Consider the following 20,597-nt stretch of genomic DNA (forward strand, 5'->3'; position numbering starts at 1 on the left):
TGAACCTTCTTCATCCAAATGAAAGAAAAGATGGACTTTTACACGCGTGTTAATTTGATAAAAATTGGAGATGTCTGTTTGGCATAGTTTTTGAAGAACTCTGCATTTTTTAAGACCATTTATATAGATTGGAGCGGAGGCTTGCTCGACTCCTCGAAAATGCATACGCATTTCCTTCGTGCGGTGTGAATTCAGGAAGTCAATTCACCGCAGGAAAAGCGAATAGATGAGACCCCGCAGCGAAGCGATTAAGGAACGGAGTCTAAGGGCGCCACGTCCTGTGGCAACGACTCCTCCGTGACCAACATCCTGTTGCCCCCAGCGTTCGCCCGCAGGAAAGCGAGCAAGCCTTCGCTGTAATCAACAAATCCCCCTATTTTCATGGATTAAATTGGATAATCAACACGCCTGTAAAAAAGTGATACTATAGTTTTTCAGTTGCCTACAGTAACGTTGAAGAGCGCCTAAAAATTAAAAAAAGCTAGAGAGTGTGTGTTTACACTTTCTAGCTTTTTAAGCAAGATATTAGATTTATTATTGATCGATTCCTCTTATTTCATCAATAGGTGCGAACAATTCAATATGACATTTTAGATTTTCAAATTCGGCTGGTGCATCTCCGCCATATTCGCCGTCTAAATTCAATTGTACCTTTTCATCTGATGTAATCTTTAGCTTACTCGCTTTTGTATAAATAATATGAGGGTCTTTCATATGTTCTCCACGGCTCGCTAAAGTTACGATTTTGACGAAATCCGCTACATTACATTTTTTTAGGATAAAGACTGAAAATAGTCCATCGTTTAAGCTTGCATCTGGCGCAAGTTTTTCAAATCCACCCACTGAATTTGTTAAAGCAATTAATACCATCATCGCTTCATCATCAAATACTTGATCGTCAAATTCAATACGCATTTTCGTGGCTTTAATAGATGGCAGCATTTCAATTCCCTTTAAATAGTAAGCAAGTTGCCCTAGTACTGTTTTTAATCTACTTGGGACTTCGTATGTTAGTTCTGTAATTCTACCGCCGCCAGCTATATTGATAAAATAGCGATCATTGTTTACACGACCAACATCTACAGGGATGCTATTCCCTGCAATAATAATATCAACTGCTTTTTCGATATCACGTGGAATATGGACTGCACGGGCAAAATCATTTGTAGTTCCCATTGGGATTAATCCAATTTTAGGCCTTTTTTCAAATTCACTTACCCCTGAAACGACTTCATTTAGAGTGCCATCACCACCCACAGCGATGATAATATCAAATTCTCTTTTTACTGCATCTTTGGCAGCAGTAGTTGCATCTCCGGCACATGTTGTCGCATGACAAGATGTTTCATACCCTGCAACTTCTAGCTTTGCTAATACTTCAGGTAAATGTTTTTTGAAAATCTCACGACCTGAAGTAGGATTATAAATGATACGTGCTCGCTTCATTGTTTTACCTTCCTACTCTAGTTATTCTAACTATATAATAACGAATTCTTTAGGAAATAGTTCCTGCTTTTTTTGATAAAGTGAATCAAAATAAAGGGCTTTCATTGTCCCACAGTCACTATGAAATAAAGCTTATCTATGCTAAAGGATACTGCCCCGATGTTTTGATTATCCAATTCAATCTATAAATGGTAGGGTAATTGTTGATTTTCGCTCCGACTTGCTCGCTATCCCGCGGGACATTGAATTTGCTTCCTGAATCCACACCGCACGAAGGAAATGCGCAGGTATTTCCGAGGACTCGAGTAAGCCTCCGACAATCTATGCAAATGGAGCTAAAAATACATGATTCTTGGAAAACTATAGCAAATATAGATCCTATTTTCCCCCTAATCAACACGTTTGATGACGCTATTACTTTTTATTGATCATTAAATTGAATAGTACTTTTATAAAGTGAAGCTTCCATCAGTGGGGGTTTTCTTCATCCCCCACTGATGGTTAGCTAAACCAATCGGGCTTTTACGGGCAGTTGATCCCCCCACCTATCTTTCTCGTTTCTCTCTAAACCTTGAGGTGGGGGTCTTACTGCCCGTTAACGCGGGATAAAAGCAGAAAACAAGCTGTCTCATTTTACATACATAGAGGCAGCCATATATAGAATTCGTTCGATTTATCAATTACACCCCAGTGTAATTGTGTCAGGATTTTAAATCATACTTAAAAGTAAGTCTGTTAATCACTGTGGTTAGTGTTTAGCGCTTCGCTTTCGTTTTCAAAAGCATTTGCGATTGTTGCTTCGCTTTCACGTAAAAATATCTGTGACTGCCACTTCGTTCTCGTCATCAAAAACATCTGCGACTGTCGCTTCGCTTTCGCTCATTAAAACATCTGCAACTGAGCTCCGCTTTCATGCATAAAACATGTGCTACTGTCACTTCGTTTTCGTGCCTGAAACATCTGCGGCTGCCGCTCTGCTTTCGCAACATAAAACACGTGCTGCTATCACCTCAAATAAATGATTCATAAATGGTCAACAGCCTAAATTAAGCTTTTTTCAAATCCGTGACATCCGCCTAAGGCTTCATCTTCATCTATTTTATACCGAAATAGCTACGTTCTGCAAATCTCCTTATTATGAAAGGGCTAAAATGAGGGCTCTGCTAATGTCTTCATAAACCCAACCCCAGAACTGTTCATTCGTTGCGTTTTCCCTTGTAATACTCGAAAATAGTGCTTGTTGTTTCTCTGCAAATGCAGGATCATCCTTGTTTGGTAATTCACTCATTCTTTTCACCACATATTCTTGAAGCCGTGGTGCACGCGGTCCCCATTTACCGATAACGTTTCCTTGATGATCCAGTAAAATGTAGATTGGAATGGAACGTCCTCCATTTGTTAAATATCGGTCGATCAATTCTATATTTTGATCGCGCAATACGGCTCTTACTTCTATATTCGCTCTTTCTGCAATCTGGCGCAGAACTGCATTATTCATCATTGCATCTCCACACCAGTCTTCTGTAATGACTAAAATATGTGGTCTTCTTTCACTCAATAGAGAGATAAAATTTTCATCATATGGTAGCTTGAAATTCTGATAAACGTTAAAACTTTCATCCTTATGCACTTTCATTTGGTCCATATAGCTTTTGATTGGTAAGCCTTCATGAAAATATTGTTGCTCCGTCTTCATATTCAAATCCCTCCTTTCATCAGTGTAAAGGGTTTCATTTTTTTTCGCAAAAATGGGATATGAAATGAGGAAAAATTCAGTCATTTGTTTGTTCCTCTATAATTCTGTAATATTATTCAATGAAATTAAGGAAGGGATGAAATCTGTTGAAAGTTCAAATTCTATTAAAAGCACACAACTTTTTGTTCTTTGGTTTACTGGCTCTTTTCATTCCATTCTTGCCTGTATTCTTGAAGGAACAGGACTTAACCACGAGTGAAGTTGGTCTTGTTATTGGAGCAGGTGGGTTTATAACGATCATTGCACAACCTTTATGGGGAATGATTAGCGATAAGACAAAAACGTTGCGAAAAGTCATGCTTTTATTAATCCTTCTAGCTGCTGTCTGTGGTTTTATTTTATTTAATATGGAGAGCTTTTGGTTATTGGTTTTTACAGCTATGCTTGTTTACTTTTTCCTAATGCCTCTTGATCCTTTAACGGAAAGCTTAAACTATACAATGACTGAAGCGTCAGGAACAAGTTATGGTTCTGTTCGTACATATGGTGCACTAGGGTATGCGGTCTTATCATTAATCGTTGGTTATGTGATGAAATGGTTTGGGATGAATAGTGTTTCCATTCTTTTTGTGTTTCTTGGTATTGTTTGTTTCATCATCATGTGGAAATTGCCTGATGCTCCTACTTCTTCTAGACCGGTAACGATAGATGGTCTGAAAAAAGTTTTAACCAATAAGCAAATGATTTTATTCTTGCTTTTAATTTTCGCTAGCTCCATACCAGCGCGTATGAATGATACGTTTTTAGGTATCCATATCAATAACTTGGGTGGAGATACTTCATTAGTTGGGATGGCATTTTTTATCTCAGCCGCTAGTGAAATCATCGTATTTGCTTTAAGTTACCTATGGCTGCGTCAAGGAAAAGAATTACTGATTATAACGATTGCGATCTTCTTTTATGCACTTCGCTTTTTCTTATCGGGTTTAGTAGAAGATCCCGTTTTACTAGCAATTATTCAAATTCTGCAAATGTTCACTTTTCCTATCTATTACACAGCTGCCATTCAATATTTATATCAGATCGTTCCTCGAGAATGGAGAGCAACTGGTCAAACAGTTTTAGCATTATTGTTCTTTGGAATTTCTGGAATTATTTCTTCCTCACTCGGCGGATTTCTTTATCATGTATTTGGTGGTCATATATTCTATTACACCATCGCGGCTATTTCCTTTACCGCAGGGGTATTCGGCATCAGTTTATTACTTCAACAAAAGAAAAGAAATTCTGTATAATAACTGATATTAAATTTAAAAATTATTAAATGAATCAATTTCATAATGCAAAATTCAGATAAAAAACACGAAATTTCAAATCAACATGAAAATTAATATTCAGAAATTTTTGTTTCGCTACAGACGGCGCTTTCCACGGGCTTGGCTTCAATCGCCTCGGGTCAACACGATGTTGCCCCCAGCATTCGCCCGCAGAAAAGCGAGCAAGCCTTCGCTGTAATCAACGAATCCCCCTATTTTCATGGATTAAATTGGATAATCAACACGCCTGTATGATTATATCTAATCCTTATTTAAGCAATACACCTGAAAAACTATCTATTTTTAAGCAAAACTCCACACAGCAGCGCTTCATCCCTTATTATAGAAATTAGCTAGATTGAATCTTCATTTGCCTCATGAAAGGAGGTTACTATGGATTCAAAATTGATTATTTTAAGAGGAAATTCAGGAAGTGGCAAAACAACAATCGCAAAGGCTCTACAAAAAGAATTTGGACGAGGAAATCTACTTGTTTCACAGGATGTTATCCGGCGTGATATGTTGAAAGTCCATGATAGAGATGGGAATCTATCTATTGATTTAATTAGTACGATTGCTAAATATGGTAAAGGAAATTGTGCATACGTTATTGTTGAAGGAATATTAGCCCAAAATATATATGGAGAAATGCTGCGTTCACTCATTGAATATTTTGATCATAAAGCGTTTATCTATTATTTCAATTTGTCTTTCGAAGAAACCGTGAAAAGGCAGAGGAATTCGGTTACGAAAAATTGCGCAGTTGGTGGAATCCTAATGATTGTTTAGGTACCAAAGGTGAAACTTCTTTTACAAATGAAATGTCGAAAGAAGAGATCCTTGCCATCATTTATCGTCAATTAAGCCATAAAAAATAGAGCCAACAAAAGGTTGACTCTATTTCTAAGTGATGTTGATTAACGTTTTTGGATTTCTTGTAAAAGAAGTTTGTTGACTAATTGTGGGTTTGCTTGTCCACGAGAAGCTTTCATAATTTGTCCCACTAGGTAGCCAATTGCACGGTCTTTACCGTTTTTGAAGTCTTCGATAGATTGTGCATTGTTATCCAAAACTTCTGTAACCATTTTAAGAAGAGCACCTTCATCTGAAATTTGAACAAGGCCTTTTTCTTTAACAATCTTTTCTGCATTGCCACCGTTTGTTACAAGCTCTTTGAATACTTTTTTCGCAATTTTAGAAGAAATCGTACCGGCACTGATTAATTTAATCATACCGCCAAGACCTTCTGGTGTAAGGGCTGTTTCTGAAAGCTCTTTTTGTTCAGCATTTAAGTAAGCTGAAACTTCACCCATTAACCAGTTAGATGATAATTTCGCATCTGCTCCTGTCGCTACAGTTGCTTCAAAAAAGTCAGCTGTTTCTTTAGAAAGTGTTAATACATGCGCATCATATGCTGGTAGACCGAATTCAGAAACATATCTTTCTTTACGAGCATCAGGAAGTTCTGGAATCAATGCTTTTTCGCGTTCTAACCATTCATCATCAATCACGATATCCACTAAGTCTGGTTCTGGGAAGTAGCGATAATCATCTGTTCCTTCTTTGACACGCATAAGAATCGTTTTACCCGTCTTTTCATCGAAACGACGTGTTTCTTGTTTGATTTCGCCCCCAGCATTTAATACAGCCGCTTGACGTTGTTCTTCGTATTCAAGACCTTTACGTACGAAACTGAATGAGTTTAAGTTTTTAAGCTCTGTTTTAACACCAAATTCTTTTTGACCATAAGGACGAATAGAAATGTTGGCATCACAACGTAATGACCCTTCTTCCATACGTACATCTGAAACACCTGTATATTGGATGATTGCTTTTAGTTTTTCAAGGTAAGCATAAGCTTCTTCTGGCGTGCGCATATCTGGTTCAGATACAATTTCAAGAAGTGGTGTACCTTGACGGTTAAAGTCTATTAAAGAAGAATTTTTACCGTGGAATAGTTTACCGGCATCTTCTTCCATGTGGATACGAGTAATACCGATACGTTTCTTTTCTTCGCCAACTTCGATCTCAATCCAACCATGCTCACCAATTGGTTTGTCGAATTGTGAAATTTGATAAGCTTTCGGATTATCAGGGTAGAAATAGTTTTTACGGTCGAATTTCGTCTGTTTGTTGATATGCATGTTCAATGCTAGCGCTGCACGCATACCATAATTGACAACTTCTTTATTGACAACAGGAAGTACACCTGGGTAGCCAAGGTCAATGACGGAAGTATTTGTATTTGGTTCAGAACCAAATTGGTTTGGAGATGGAGAGAAAATTTTAGATTTTGTTTTCAACTCAACGTGTACTTCTAAACCGATGACTGTTTCGTAGTTCATATTATTTTACCTCCCATGTTTGAGGTGTTTTTTCGTGGAAGTCTGTAGCTTGTTCAAATACATCTGCTACACGGTAAACTGTGCCTTCCTCGAAGTATTTACCAATAATTTGTAGACCCACTGGAAGACCATTATCAAAACCACATGGAATTGAAATAGCAGGAACACCAGCTAGGTTGATCGGAACAGTTAAGATGTCATTTGCATAAACAGTCATTGGATCATCGATATTCTCACCAAGTTTAAATGCAGTAGTTGGTGTTGTTGGACCAACAATGACATCATATTTTTCAAATACTTGATCGAAGTCTTGTTTGATCAAAGTACGGACTTGTTGCGCTTTTTTATAATAAGCATCATAAGTACCTGCTGATAATGAATAAGTACCGAGCATGATACGACGTTTTACCTCATCTCCAAAGCCTTCTGCACGTGTTTTCGTATAAAGTTCATCTAAATTCGATGCTTTTGCTTGATAACCGTAACGGATACCATCAAAACGTGATAGGTTAGATGAAGCTTCAGAAGAAGATAGGATATAGTATGCGGCTAAAGCATATTTAGAGTGAGGAAGTGATACTTCATCTACAGTAGCACCTAGCTCTTTCAATTGATCAATGGCAGCTAGGACAACTTTGCGTACACCATCACTAACGCCTTCTGCTAAATATTCTTTTGGTACAGCCACTTTAAGGCCTCTGATATCACCAGTTAATTGGTCCACATAGTGAGGTACTTCTACATTTGCTGAAGTGGAGTCATGCTCATCAACACCTGCGATTGTTTCGAGGATTAAAGCATTGTCGCGTACATTACGAGTGATTGGTCCAATTTGGTCCAATGAAGATGCGAATGCCACTAAACCATAACGAGATACGCGACCATATGTAGGTTTCATCCCTACGACGCCACAGTATGCTGCTGGTTGGCGGATGGAACCACCTGTATCGGAACCTAATGAGAATGGTACTTCTCCTGCTGCTACTGCTGCAGCTGAACCACCTGAAGAGCCACCAGGTACATGGGCAAAGTTCCAAGGGTTATGAACAGGCTTGATTGCAGAGTTTTCAGTTGCTGAGCCCATTGCAAATTCATCCATGTTCAACTTACCAATTGTGACCATGCCAGCTTCTTTTAGCTTCTCTACAACTGTTGCATTGTAAATGGGGTTGAAACCTTCTAGGATTTTAGAAGCACAAGTGGTTTCTAATCCTTCTGTGACGATATTGTCTTTTATCCCGATAGGTAGCCCATAAAGTGGACCACGTTTTTCAAATGGTACTTCATCCATTTCTTTTGCTTGTGCTAATGCGTTTTCTTTATTTAATGCTAAAAATGCACCTACTTCGCCATCAACTGCGTCAATGCGGTCATAGGCTTCTTGTGCTAAGTCAGCGATTGTGACCTCTTTGCTATGTAATAGCTCTTGTAATTCTGCCGCTGATTTTTTAAATAGTGACATGCTTGTCCCTCCCTACTAAAGTCTTATTCTGTAATGATTGGTGGTACTTTGACTAAGCCATCTTGCTGATCTTTGACATTTTTCATCATGACTTCGCGGTCTAAACCTTTAACTGCCACGTCTTCACGTAATACATTGACTAATGGCAATACGTGAGTTGTAGGTTCTACATTTGTTGTATCTAGTTCATTTAACTGTTCAGCAAAGTCAGTGATTGCACCTAGTTGAGCAGTGAATTTTTCTGCTTCTTCTTCTGTAATTGCTAGTCTAGCAAGATTCGCTACGTGCTTTACTTGTTCTTTTGAAAGTTTCTCCATTTTCCACACCTCCGAAATCGATAACCATACCGATAATAATATCATTATTCTAAAGAAATGTGCAACACACTTCCATTCACTAAAGTGCGTCTAAACACTAGAAAACAAAGGGTTTGATTTCCTTTACCATTGAATAGGCTGTGTAATTTCCATTATATCGAAAATTCAATCAGAAAATTGCCTCTTTACAAATTATACAATTTCTCAACATAAAGTGAAACTTCGCATAACAGAGTTTTTCTTCATCTTTATGTTCATCTAGATTTGAGCAGCAAAAAAGATCAATCTTGCTTCCTAGAATTATCCTTTTGCAAGAAGGAAGCCTTCGTTTATTGTGTAAAGTAACCCCTATCATATGGCGTTTTAATGACATGACTAAAGGGTGGACATTCATATCCATATAGAATCCATATAGAAAAAGAAGTCGCCCTATTCCCTATTGGTCTGGGCAACTTCTTTTTCACTAGTCATTATAAATATGGATATACGGCTCGTCCGTATTTGCTTCTTTGACCACTAATGCCTCTGGTCCATTGATAGATGTAACGTTTACTTCCACTTGAAGACCTTTTGGGAATTGATCCATGACTTCGCCAGCCATATATTGAGTAAAACCTATGATTTCGGAAGATCCATAAAATTTAATAGGAATTTGGATATCTAGTTTCTGAATCTTGCTATTTTGGTAGAATCCTGTTCCGATGATATTCGTATAATTAGAAAAATATTTATCAATATCTTGTTTAAAATTATTAAAGTTTTCGTTTATATCACGATATTTAGTATTTGTATCACTTGTTGGGAATTGTACGTATTTTTCATTTACTTTTTTCCACTCTGTAATTTTGGCGCTACCTTGACCTACATCAGTATATGCAAAATAAGTTCCCGGAACAATATCTGAACGACTTTGTTGTTTAAATAGTCCTATCATGATAGGAACTTCTGCTAGTCCATCCATTTGGCGCAATCGTTTCACCACTTGTGCAGCGATTTTTTTACCTTCCTTATCTAAAGTAGCTTGATCGATTGGTTCTTCATAGGTTGCACCATAATCTTCTTTTTGATAGTAATAGATTGAGTTTAAAGCCAGTCCAATAGAGACACCTGCTAATTTTACTTTATTTTTACCCGTCTTCTGTAAATAGTTTTGTTCTACAATATGGGCTAAGTAAATCGGTGCTTTTTTTGCTCGTTCTGTTGGCGTCATACTTTTGGTTGCTTTTGGATTTAGTCCAGCGGGATCTTGATTACTTCTTGCTAACCAAGAAGTAACCGTATCCTTATCTAAGTATTGTCCTTCTTGAAAATAATATGTGTCTGGATCAAAAGCTTGTTGAGATAAACGCAATAGCCCGCTTTCAGCCTCTTTGACATCATATTTTGTATTAATATTTGAAACAATCAAACCTCTACTTGCGCTTTCTTTATATGGTAAAAGTGTCCGATAGTATTGGTCATCGATTTGCATACTAGGAATGATGGTTGTTTCTTCTTTATCTTTTGATTGATTTGTCTGTACGACGGTTGAATCTTTTGTCAAAGAAGGCAAACTACAACCTGCTAGCATAGCTGTTACAACCATAGCTGGTATAAAGCGACGGTTCATTGTTTTGAAAACTCCTTTACTTATTTAATTCTTCCATAAGGCGGTCTTCATTCCACACTTCAATGCCAAGTTGTTCAGCTTTTGTGAGTTTTGATCCTGCCTCTGCTCCGGCAATGACTAGGTCGGTCTTTTTACTGACACTACCTGTCACCTTTCCACCTAGCTCTTCTATTTTCTCTTTTGCATCCTGACGTGTCAATTGTTCTAATTTACCAGTTAGTACAATTGTTTTTCCAGAGAACGCACTAGCGATTTCTTCTGCATTTACTTTTTTTCCTAAGTATTTCATATTCACGCCGGATTCTCGCAAACGTGCGATTAGCGCTTTTACATCTTCACTATCGAAATAAGAAACGATAGAATCTGCCATTTTTTCTCCGATATCGAATACATCGATCAATTCTTCTTCTGTTACGGTCATTAATCGATCCATTGTTTCAAACTCTTCAGCTACCAATTTTGCAGTTTTGGCACCTATATGCCGAATTCCTAATCCAAATAATAATCGCTCAAGTGAATTCTTTTTGGATTCCTCAACTGCATTAACTAGATTGATCGCAGATTTTTCTCCCATACGATCAAGTGAGATAAGGTCTTCTACCTTTAGATGATAGAGGTCTGAAACATCTTTGACAAGATGTGATTTTAATAATTGTTCGACTACCTTTTCACCACAGCCATCTATATTCATCGCATTACGGGATACAAAATGAGCCATTCCTTCTGAAATTTGCGCGAAACATTGTGGATTCACGCATCGTAATGCGACCTCCCCTTCGATATGAACAAGCTCACTATCACACACAGGGCAATGAGTCGGCATCATAAAAGGTTGGCTATCTTCACTTCGTTGGTCGAATAATACCGAAACCACTTCTGGAATAATATCGCCGGCTTTACGAATAATGACCTTGTCTCCGATACGAATATCTTTTTCAATAATAATATCCTCATTGTGCAGAGTCGCACGTTGTACAGTAGTTCCAGCAATTTGCACAGGCTCTAAAATAGCTGTTGGTGTTACAACACCTGTGCGTCCCACTGTTAATCTTATGTCTAATACCTTTGTCACAACTTCTTCAGCTGGAAATTTATAAGCGATGGACCAACGAGGAACTTTTACTGTGTTCCCCAGCTCTGCTTGTTGTACATAGTTATCGACTTTAATCACGATTCCATCAATTTCATATGGCAATGTTGGCCTTTTTTCCGTCCATTCATCAATATAGCTCATCACTTCTTTTATATCTGCACAGTTACGCCGTTCATGGTTTGTTTGAAAACCTAAGTGATCCATATAATCTAGGGCTTCACTATGGCATGTTAAACCATAAGCCTGACCACTACCACCGATCCCGTAAATAAATGTTGCTAAGTTACGACTTGCTGCAATCTTAGGATCGAGCTGACGCAAAGAACCTGCCGCCGCATTTCTTGGATTTGCAAAAAGTTCTTCACCATTCTCTGCACGTGCCTTATTCAAATTCGTAAAGGAACGCTTAGGCATATAACACTCTCCACGCGCTTCGATTGTAACAGGCTCTTTTAAACGAAGCGGTACTGTGTGTACGGTTTTTAGATTTTCTGTGATATCTTCACCAATTTCGCCATTTCCTCGAGTCGATCCTTGAACAAATAATCCATTTTCATAACGTAAAGATATAGCTAAGCCATCAATTTTTAACTCACATACATAAGAAAAGTCATCGCCGATAACAGATCGAACACGGCGATCAAAATCGTTTAAATCGCCTTCATTGAATGTGTTCCCCAAACTTAACATTGGATATTGATGTGTCACTTTTGTAAATCCAGATAAAATTTCGCCACCCACTCGTTGTGTAGGTGAATCTGGATAAATCAAGTCCGGGTTTTCCTTTTCTATTGCTATTAGTTCATGTAAAAGTTGATCATATACTGCATCAGATACAATCGGATTATCTAATACATAGTAAGCATGCCCATATTCATGAAGAAGCTTGTTCAACTCTTCTACACGCTTTTCCAATTGAACTCTATCCATTTACTTTCCTCCGTATATTTGCTTAGACTTTTTCGATTGGCGCGAATTTCGCTAATAATCGTTTGATACCAGTTGGGCTTGGGAATGCAATATCTAATTCCATATTTTCGCTTTCCCCTCTTACGGCAACAACTGTACCAGTTCCCCATTTTTTGTGGAAAGCTTTGTCTCCAGCCTTCCAATCAATATGGTCACCACCGGTTTGTTGGTATGTTGACGTAACAATCGTTTTAGGTGTCTGTAGCTTAGTATACCCAGATGTACGGCGATTTGATGAACTATAGTCATGATATTCATTTGTAGAATGCTGATGCGTAGAAACTTCTTCTAATATTTCGGTGCCAATTTCTTGCAAGAATCGCGATGGACGGTTAAAACTACTACGTCCAAAAATGGTGCGACATTGTGCACATGTTAAATATAATCGTTGTTCCGCCCTTGTTATGCCTACATAGCATAAGCGGCGTTCCTCTTCCATCTCATCTTCATCTTGAAGTGATCGTGAGTGTGGGAAGATATTCTCTTCCATACCAATGATAAAGACGACTGGAAATTCCAGACCCTTTGCAGAGTGCATGGTCATTAACACGACAGAGCCCTTTGATTCATCTTCTTTATCGAGTGAATCAATATCTGCAATTAGTGCTAAATCCGTTAAAAATGCTACTAATGATTTATCATCACTTTGATCTTCGAATGCCTTTGTAACAGTTAGAAATTCATCGATATTTTCTAAACGGCTTTCTGCTTCGATCGTTTTTTCATTTTTTAACATTTCACGATAGCCTGATTGATCGAGCACCGCTTCAACTAATTCTGTCACTGATAAGTATTCTTGCATTTGGGTGAAATTCGAAATCATTGTACGAAAAGCAATCGCCGCATTTGTAGCTCTTGCAGATAACCCCATAAAATCGACTTCTTTTAATGCATCGAAAATCGACCTATCTTGGTCAATTGCAAACTGCGCCATACGTTCAAATGAAGTTGCCCCAATACTGCGCTTTGGTTCATTGATAATACGCGCTAAAGATAGATCATCATCATTATTAGCAATCAAGCGTAAATATGCGAGTAAATCTTTAATTTCTTTACGGTCATAGAATTTTGTTCCACCGACAATGGTATAATTCATATTTGATTTCACAAGCATCTCTTCCATTACACGCGACTGTGCATTGGTACGATAAAGGATCGCAAAATCATCTAATGGACGATTTTCTTTTTCCATTAACTCTTGGATTGTTTTCACAACGTATTGGGCTTCTTGCTTTTCATCATATGAACGGAAAACGGAAATTTTTTCACCTTCCTCGTTATCCGTACGAAGCACTTTTGGATAACGACTGGTGTTATTCTTTATGACGTCGTTAGCCGCTTGCAAGATGCGAGAAGAAGAACGGTAATTTTGTTCCAGCATGATGACTTTTGCATTTGGATAGTCTCTTTCAAAAGATAAAATATTTTGGATATCCGCTCCACGCCAACGATAAATAGATTGATCTGAATCACCAACCACGCATATGTTTTTGTACTTCTTGGCTAACATTTGAACTAATCGATATTGTGAATGGTTTGTATCTTGATATTCATCGACATGAATATATTGGAATCGGTTTTGATAGTATTCTAAAACATCTGGTACTTCTTCAAATAACCGAATGGTTTCCATGATTAAATCATCAAAGTCCAAACTTTGATTTTTACGTAAACGTTTTTGATAATTTTCATATACTTGTGCTACCGTACGTTCATATGGATTGGATTCATTTACCTGTGCCTGATAGTCCTTTACGTCGACACATTCATTTTTTGCAGAACTAATTGCATTGAGCATTGAACGTGGATCATAACGTTTAGGGTCAATATTGAGCTCTTTCAATGTACCTTTAATGACTGTTAGTTGATCAGATGTATCCAATATTGAAAAGTTTTTGTTAAAACCAATGCGATCGATTTCTCGGCGTAAAATACGCACGCACATAGAGTGAAAAGTGGAAACCCACATACGTTCTCCCGTACCATTGCCAAGTAATCCATCGATACGTTCTCTCATTTCACGTGCCGCTTTGTTCGTAAATGTGATCGCTAAAATTTTAGATGGATATACTTGTTTTTCAATAACTAAATAAGCGATCCGATGTGTAAGCACGCGTGTTTTACCAGAGCCTGCACCTGCCATGATAAGTAGTGGGCCCTCTGTCGTTTTGACAGCTTCTTGTTGTTCTTTGTTCATACCTTTTAATAAATTTTTCGTAAGCTGTTCCATAACGCACCACCTTTATACAAACATTTGTTCCTAATTATACATTATTATTTTTTATCTTTCACTGCTTTTACTGTTTTTAATGCTGTGTCTAAATCATCATAAATAATATTTCCAACAACTACTGTATCCGCATATTTTGCTATTTCCTCTGCTTTGGCTTCAGAAGTGATCCCTCCGCCATAAACCAGCTGTGTCTGTTGTAATTCTTGACTCACTGATCTCACTAATTGCGGATCACCATATATGCCGCTATATTCCATATAGAAAACAGGCAATTGAAAGAAATTTTCAGCCATTCTCGCATATGCGATCACATCTGCCTCTTGTAAATCTGTTTTTGCGCCGGTTACTTTTGCAGCCTTGCAATCACTGTTCAAGATGCAATAGCCTTCAGCAATCAGCTCGTCCCACACCATCACATCACCATATGCTTTGATCGCCTCATGATGTAAATCTTTTACCCACGTTGTATCTGTACTATTTAATACAGAAGGAATCAAATAATAGTCATAGCCCGGTGTTACTGAATCTATATTTGAAATTTCTAATGCTACAGGCACTGTATAACGACGAATGCGAGCAAGTAAATCTAGTACTCCATCAAGCGTTACATCATCTGTTCCGCCGACAATAATGGCATCCGTACCTGATTCGCACAATGCTTCTAATGCTTCATCTGAAATATTTTTTGCTGGGTCCACTTTGAAGACATGCTGCCAGTTTTTTATTTCCATCCATTACCCACCTATTCTAAATTTCTATCACTTAATAGTATACACAAATCATAGCTATTATAGCTTCTACCAACCTATTTGTTTTAAACCGACGAAAAAGATTCTTGGCAAAAATATTAAGATTTTTTCTAATGAACATGTCAAATTCTATACTTCAACATTTAGCATAGAGCCTGAAAAAGGAAAAAACTGAACAGAATCTGTCCAGTTCCTTCATCCTCGTTTTTATGAATTCGAAAATATAGCTTATTTAGGTGCTTGAAAGGGCTTTTCGTCTGGATAAAGACGGCCCAACATTTCATCATATGTGTCATTGCCATAATCAAAACATCTGCGTACACGAGAAATAGTTGCCGTAGATGCACCTGTTTCCTTTTTTATCGTTTCATATGTTTTTTTCAAACGGAGTAAATGTGCTACTTCAAAACGTTGTGCTAATGATTGAATCTCACTGATGGTGCATAAATCATCAAAAAATTTATAACACTCATCCAGATTATTTAATTTTAAAACAGCTTTAAATAATTGGTCTGTTTGATGACCCTTTATTTTTTCAATTTGCATGAAAATATTGCCTCCTTCCTTATCAGTTCAGGTACCTAGCAACTTTTTCGTCCAGGATTGGAAGGTTTAAGATGATCCATGATGGACATTTGTAGCAGACTTACGAGTGCGCCACTCCCTAATAACATCGATATATTATCGTTTATATTTTACCATCATGTATACAGTGATTTCAATTTAACGCTTTAAAGTATTACTATCTCATAACAGATGGAAATAAAACCTTTTTCTTCATCACATCAAAAATACCTCGCTGTGTAATTCGGATATATGGTAAATGAGTGGACTGTAAGAATAACAAAGTGTAAATCGCATCTCCATATGGATAGCCTCTCTCTGCTAATGCTGTTTTTAATGCCTTTTCTTGCTCCATTAGCTGTTCTAGTGGTTCGATCGATAAGCCTCCACCAAGTGGCAACGGTAAACTTTCTATGACTTTTCCATTTTCGACAATCACTATGCCACCATTCATTTCCTTCATCACTCGGAAGGCCTGAAGCATCGCTTGAACGTTTTTGCCTATCAATATAATATCTCCCGTACAAGAATAAGAAGAAGCAAAACCTTGAAGGTGATTTGCAAATCCTTTGATCAACGTATTCACACGCCATTTGCCATGACGATCAATCAGTATTAAATAGCATTCATCGTGTTCTTCGCTTAAATGCCCTTCATTTGTATGGATCGATACTTTATATGGTTTTGTAATCACATCATTGACCATCTCAATGCCGAATGGAATAGAAAATTGACAATCTTCTTCCGTTATATCAAAATCTAAGTCTAAAGAGCCTAATGCCGAAAAATCGACACCCTTCAATGTTTGTACCTTTTCGCCATCTCGTTTTAACCAAATTCCTTTTGATAAAACGCTGACGGGAACAGGATGATACTCATCTTGTAAAATATTCAATGTTGCATAACGACCCGTTGCGATAAAACCATGAATATCCGTCATATTGTAGTAACGTGCAACATTGTATGAAGCCATTTGATAGGCATCGATCGGGTTCACCCCAGCATCAAGAGCGATTTGAATACATTGATCCATAATTCCATTCTTATAGAAAGATGGTGTTGAGCCATCTGTTGTCATCATTAAATGATCGAAAATATCTAAATCCTTATCTAAAATATCTTTTAGTAGATTTGGTAAATCTGGACGAATAGAAGAATGTCTTAATGTAACAAAATAACCGTGTAGAATTCGGTTCTCTACTTCTTCAAGAGTCATTGACTCATGATCTCCATCTACACCAAATAATTTCATGCGTGCTAATGTACGAGAAGAGGCTCCCGGTAAATGTCCTTCAATTTTTTTACAATATGCTTTTGCCGCTTGCAGCCAGTAAAGCATCTGATCATCGCCAGCTACCAATCTTGGCCAGCCGGTTAACTCGCCTCCTAATAATACATCCCGACGTTCCATCCATTCATGAATGGTTGTCGTCGTAAATAGATCATGTTCGTGGAGTAATTCTGTTTGCGAATCAAATCGAACCCACCAATAGAATGTGAAAGGTAATTGTTTTAGCTGATCTAAAATTGAAAACGTTTTCTTATTATTGATCTCTAAAAAAAACGACATATTGTCTGAAATGAATGTAGTAGTTCCTAGTTGTGCAGAATAATCCGCTAATGTTTGGGGATTATAAAGTTGAAATGGATGTACATGTGGTTCAATATAGCCTGGAACAATTGTTTGTCCCTTCACATTTACGATTTCTGTCCCTTTTGTATTTACAGGCATTTTAGGACCAGCGTAAACGATGCGGTCTTCTAAAATCCAAATATTTCCCTGCACCCATCGTTTATACATGCTATGTAGATAACGTGCATTTGTTAAAACAATGCTGGGTGCAATCTTACCATCTATGACAGCAATTTGCTGACGAATTTCCCCAATTTTCCAAGCTGGATCAATCATTGCATCCATCTCCTTTCTTTTAAAGTGTGTGCTTTTTTAGCACGATTATTTTGTAGATGAAAATTTTATCAAAATTTTTAAACTATAATTTATATCGTATCATAGCACTTTAGGAAAGCCAAGTAAACGAGTAAGATTTAAAATTCATGACAAACTGGAGGTCAAATGGATGGCGTTAGAAGAAAACTTAAGTATTAAAAATGCATTTGCTCGCTTTGCTTGTGGTGCCAGTTGTACAGCAATTGGTATTAGTAAGCTTGTGCGGAAACCTGATTGTATTAGAGGAAGAGCCATGATTTTATTTGGAGCTATGAAGATGGCAGAAGGTGTTACAAAATATTGTCCTACAAAGGCGATGTTAAACAGTTCCCTTTCTTCTATCCTAAGCGAATTGCAAACGGGTAATTCTGGAACCTCTACTGCAGGAACAAACTCTGGAATGGCATCCACGTCAAAATCGGGTTCAAATTCTGGAACAGGATCTACATTGGGTGCGATGGCTTCTGCAGTTATGGGAGGAACTTCTTCTTCTCAGTCAAATCCGCTATCTGGTGTTACTCAAATAGTGAAAGACATTACAAGTGCAGCCATGCCCAATACGTCAACTAATCAACAACAAAATCAACAACAGGCGAATCCTAATACTCAATCCAATTCCAATCAAGCCTCTAACTCTGGCCAACAATCTAACCTTGGTCAACAAAATAAGCCCAATCAGATGTCCAATTCAGCCCAAAGTAAAGCAAAACAAGCCAATTCTAATCAGCAATCCACCTCAAAGGGTTCAACAGGACAATCGTAAAGTGGACTGCCCGAAAATGATTCGGGCAGTTTTTATGTTACGAATCGTACTTTCCAATCAGATGCCTACAGAGTCATAAGTCTACTAGTCATTGTAGCCGATGTTTTATCACTAGGCCACCTTTTTTGAACAAGTTCATCTTATCTTTACAATTTTTACAATAGGAAGATGACAGGCAACACAAGATTCTTGAATAATGCATCCCACTGTTAGTAAGCCAGCTTACTAACTATCGGAACCATTTCACTTTGTTGTTAAAAGTTTTCTGGATTCAAAGAGTTTCAGTATTCGTCGTAGAATGGATCACTTTAAATTCTCCATCCTATATCTTTACGATAGAAAAAGCCTTTCCAATCTTCTTTTGCTAATCCCTGATATACTTTTTCCTGTGCTTCTTTTAGTGAGGATGCTTTTGCGGCTACTAATAGAACTCGACCACCATTACCTACATATTGGCCATTGTCCCACTTTGTTCCTGCATGAAACACTGAAAATTCTTGAGAAATTTCTTTTAGAGATGGTAACGGATTCCCTTTTATTACATGACCAGGGTAACCTTCAGAAGCAATAACGACTCCCAACATCGCTTCATCTGACCATGTTAGCTCATATGGTTGATCATGCATTAAAGCCATCATGAATTCGCCAAAATCAGAAGTCATTCTTGGTAAAACTACTTGCGTTTCAGGATCTCCAAAGCGAGCGTTGAACTCAATCACTTTCGGACCATCTTTTGTCAAGATGAGACCGGCATATAAAATACCTGTAAAAGGTGTCCCTTCTGCGATCATTGCTTGTACAGTTGGCTCAACAATCTCATGGTATGCACGTTGAATAACTTCATCGGAAATTTGCGGTACTGGAGAATAGGCACCCATACCACCTGTATTCGGACCTTTATCACCATCATAGGCACGTTTATGGTCTTGTGCAATAACCATCGGATAAATTTGCCCATTACGGACAAATGACATATAAGAGAATTCCTCTCCATCCAAAAATTCTTCAATCACTACACGCGAGGAGGATTCACCAAAACGTTGATTGCCGATCATATCTCGAACAGCTTCAATTGCTTCTTGTTCTGTCGATGCCACAATAACACCTTTACCAGCGGCAAGCCCATCTGCCTTCACCACAATTGGAGCACCCATTTTTTGAATATATGAAACCGCTTCTTGTGCATCTGTGAATGTAGCATACGCTGCAGTTGGAATATTATATTTTTGCATTAATTCTTTTGCAAAAGATTTACTTCCTTCAATTTGCGCAGCCGCTTGAGTTGGTCCGAAAATCAACAATCCTTCTGCATTAAAGGCATCAACGATCCCTTCTGCCAATGGCTGTTCAGGTCCTACAAATGTTAAATCAATGTTATTTTCTTTTGCAAATGCAATCAATGCATCGAAGTCTGTTGCAGCAATATCAACACAGGTTGCATCTTGTGCGATCCCATCATTTCCTGGTGCAACAAATACTTTTTGAACAGATGAAGATTGAGCAAATTGCTTTGCTATGGCATGTTCTCGCCCACCACTGCCTATGACTAAAATATTCAACGATAATCCTCCTTATGTTAAGAAAACACGCTCAAAATACGGGCGTGTTCTTTTTTATGAACTATTGTAAAACTTATAAAATCGTTTAGGCGTTTTGATTATCCAATTTAATCCATAAAATATAGGATAATTGTTGATTTCCGCTACGGCTCGCTCGCTTTCCTGCGGGCGAATGCTGGGGACAACAGGATGTTGGTCACGGAGTCGTTGCCACAGGACGTGGTGCCCTTAGACTCCGTTCCTTAATCGCTGCGCTGCGGGGTCTCATCTATTCGCTTTTCCCGCGGGACATTGAATTGGCTTCATCGAATCGACACCGCACGAAGGAAATGCGCATGCATTTTCGAGGAGTCGAGCAAGCCTCCGCTCCAATCTATGCAAATGGAGCTCAAAATACATATTTTAGAAAAATTATAGAAAATATAAATCTTAATTTTTTCCTAATCAACACGCCTAAAAATCGTTTAATTTGTTTAAACCAATTTTATCAATATTTTTTAAAAGATGAATTTTTTTATACTCAAATTG

The 20,597-nt window shown here is 37.8% G+C and carries 14 protein-coding genes and 1 pseudogene; 3 read left to right on the forward strand and 12 right to left on the reverse strand.

Annotation, left to right across the window (positions count from 1 at the left end; all coding sequences use genetic code 11):
* Positions 1-534: 534 nt before the first annotated feature.
* Complete coding sequence (locus FEU33_RS13270; RefSeq protein WP_146549819.1) at positions 535-1,446, reverse strand: diacylglycerol kinase; 912 nt, start codon at positions 1,444-1,446, stop codon at positions 535-537.
* A gap of 1,135 nt (positions 1,447-2,581) precedes the next feature.
* Positions 2,582-3,142 (reverse strand): thioredoxin family protein, encoded by a 561-nt coding sequence (locus FEU33_RS13275; RefSeq protein WP_146549820.1) that lies wholly within the window; start codon positions 3,140-3,142, stop codon positions 2,582-2,584.
* A 146-nt stretch (positions 3,143-3,288) separates the two neighbouring features.
* Here FEU33_RS13275 and FEU33_RS13280 point away from each other — a divergent pair, with 146 nt between their 5' ends.
* Both FEU33_RS13280 and FEU33_RS13285 read left to right on the forward strand, forming a co-directional pair.
* Positions 3,289-4,437, forward strand: coding sequence for an MFS transporter (locus FEU33_RS13280; RefSeq protein ID WP_243881295.1), 1,149 nt, complete (start codon positions 3,289-3,291; stop codon positions 4,435-4,437).
* Positions 4,438-4,851: 414 nt separating this feature from the next.
* A pseudogene (locus FEU33_RS13285) lies at positions 4,852-5,336 on the forward strand (kinase).
* 39 nt (positions 5,337-5,375) lie between these two features.
* On the opposite strand, the gene gatB reads toward FEU33_RS13285, so the two are convergent.
* The 9 genes from gatB to FEU33_RS13330 all read right to left on the reverse strand — a co-directional run bounded on the left by gatB (position 5,376) and on the right by FEU33_RS13330 (position 17,708).
* On the reverse strand, positions 5,376-6,803 hold the full coding sequence (gene gatB / locus FEU33_RS13290) for an Asp-tRNA(Asn)/Glu-tRNA(Gln) amidotransferase subunit GatB (protein WP_146549822.1): 1,428 nt from the start codon (positions 6,801-6,803) through the stop codon (positions 5,376-5,378).
* A gap of 1 nt (position 6,804) precedes the next feature.
* Positions 6,805-8,265 (reverse strand): Asp-tRNA(Asn)/Glu-tRNA(Gln) amidotransferase subunit GatA, encoded by a 1,461-nt coding sequence (gene gatA, locus FEU33_RS13295; RefSeq protein ID WP_146549823.1) that lies wholly within the window; start codon positions 8,263-8,265, stop codon positions 6,805-6,807.
* A gap of 23 nt (positions 8,266-8,288) precedes the next feature.
* Positions 8,289-8,582: an Asp-tRNA(Asn)/Glu-tRNA(Gln) amidotransferase subunit GatC gene (gatC, locus tag FEU33_RS13300; RefSeq protein WP_146549824.1), complete on the reverse strand. Its 294-nt coding sequence runs from the start codon at positions 8,580-8,582 to the stop codon at positions 8,289-8,291.
* A 463-nt stretch (positions 8,583-9,045) separates the two neighbouring features.
* Positions 9,046-10,191: a CamS family sex pheromone protein gene (locus tag FEU33_RS13305; protein WP_146549825.1), complete on the reverse strand. Its 1,146-nt coding sequence runs from the start codon at positions 10,189-10,191 to the stop codon at positions 9,046-9,048.
* Positions 10,192-10,207: 16 nt separating this feature from the next.
* Entirely contained in the window at positions 10,208-12,214 is a 2,007-nt protein-coding gene (gene ligA / locus FEU33_RS13310; RefSeq protein ID WP_146549826.1) for an NAD-dependent DNA ligase LigA, read from the reverse strand.
* A gap of 22 nt (positions 12,215-12,236) precedes the next feature.
* The gene (gene pcrA, locus FEU33_RS13315; protein ID WP_146549827.1) at positions 12,237-14,483 is read right to left on the reverse strand and encodes a DNA helicase PcrA; all 2,247 of its coding nucleotides are present in this window, start codon (positions 14,481-14,483) and stop codon (positions 12,237-12,239) included.
* Positions 14,484-14,527: 44 nt separating this feature from the next.
* Positions 14,528-15,217: a heptaprenylglyceryl phosphate synthase gene (gene pcrB / locus FEU33_RS13320; RefSeq protein ID WP_146549828.1), complete on the reverse strand. Its 690-nt coding sequence runs from the start codon at positions 15,215-15,217 to the stop codon at positions 14,528-14,530.
* 246 nt (positions 15,218-15,463) lie between these two features.
* On the reverse strand, positions 15,464-15,781 hold the full coding sequence (locus FEU33_RS13325; protein ID WP_146549829.1) for a YerC/YecD family TrpR-related protein: 318 nt from the start codon (positions 15,779-15,781) through the stop codon (positions 15,464-15,466).
* 196 nt (positions 15,782-15,977) lie between these two features.
* On the reverse strand, positions 15,978-17,708 hold the full coding sequence (locus FEU33_RS13330; protein WP_146549830.1) for an adenine deaminase C-terminal domain-containing protein: 1,731 nt from the start codon (positions 17,706-17,708) through the stop codon (positions 15,978-15,980).
* Between the two features lie 169 nt (positions 17,709-17,877).
* Between FEU33_RS13330 and FEU33_RS13335 the strand changes: the two genes are divergently transcribed.
* Positions 17,878-18,510 (forward strand): YgaP-like transmembrane domain, encoded by a 633-nt coding sequence (locus FEU33_RS13335; protein WP_146549831.1) that lies wholly within the window; start codon positions 17,878-17,880, stop codon positions 18,508-18,510.
* Between the two features lie 308 nt (positions 18,511-18,818).
* Here the strand turns inward: FEU33_RS13335 and purD are convergent, their stop codons facing one another.
* A complete protein-coding gene (gene purD, locus FEU33_RS13340) occupies positions 18,819-20,069 on the reverse strand; it encodes a phosphoribosylamine--glycine ligase (protein WP_146549832.1) in 1,251 nt (416 codons plus the stop codon).
* Positions 20,070-20,597 lie beyond the last annotated feature (528 nt).

The organism is Rummeliibacillus suwonensis, from assembly GCF_007896435.1.
GTDB classification, from domain to species: domain Bacteria; phylum Bacillota; class Bacilli; order Bacillales_A; family Planococcaceae; genus Rummeliibacillus; species Rummeliibacillus suwonensis.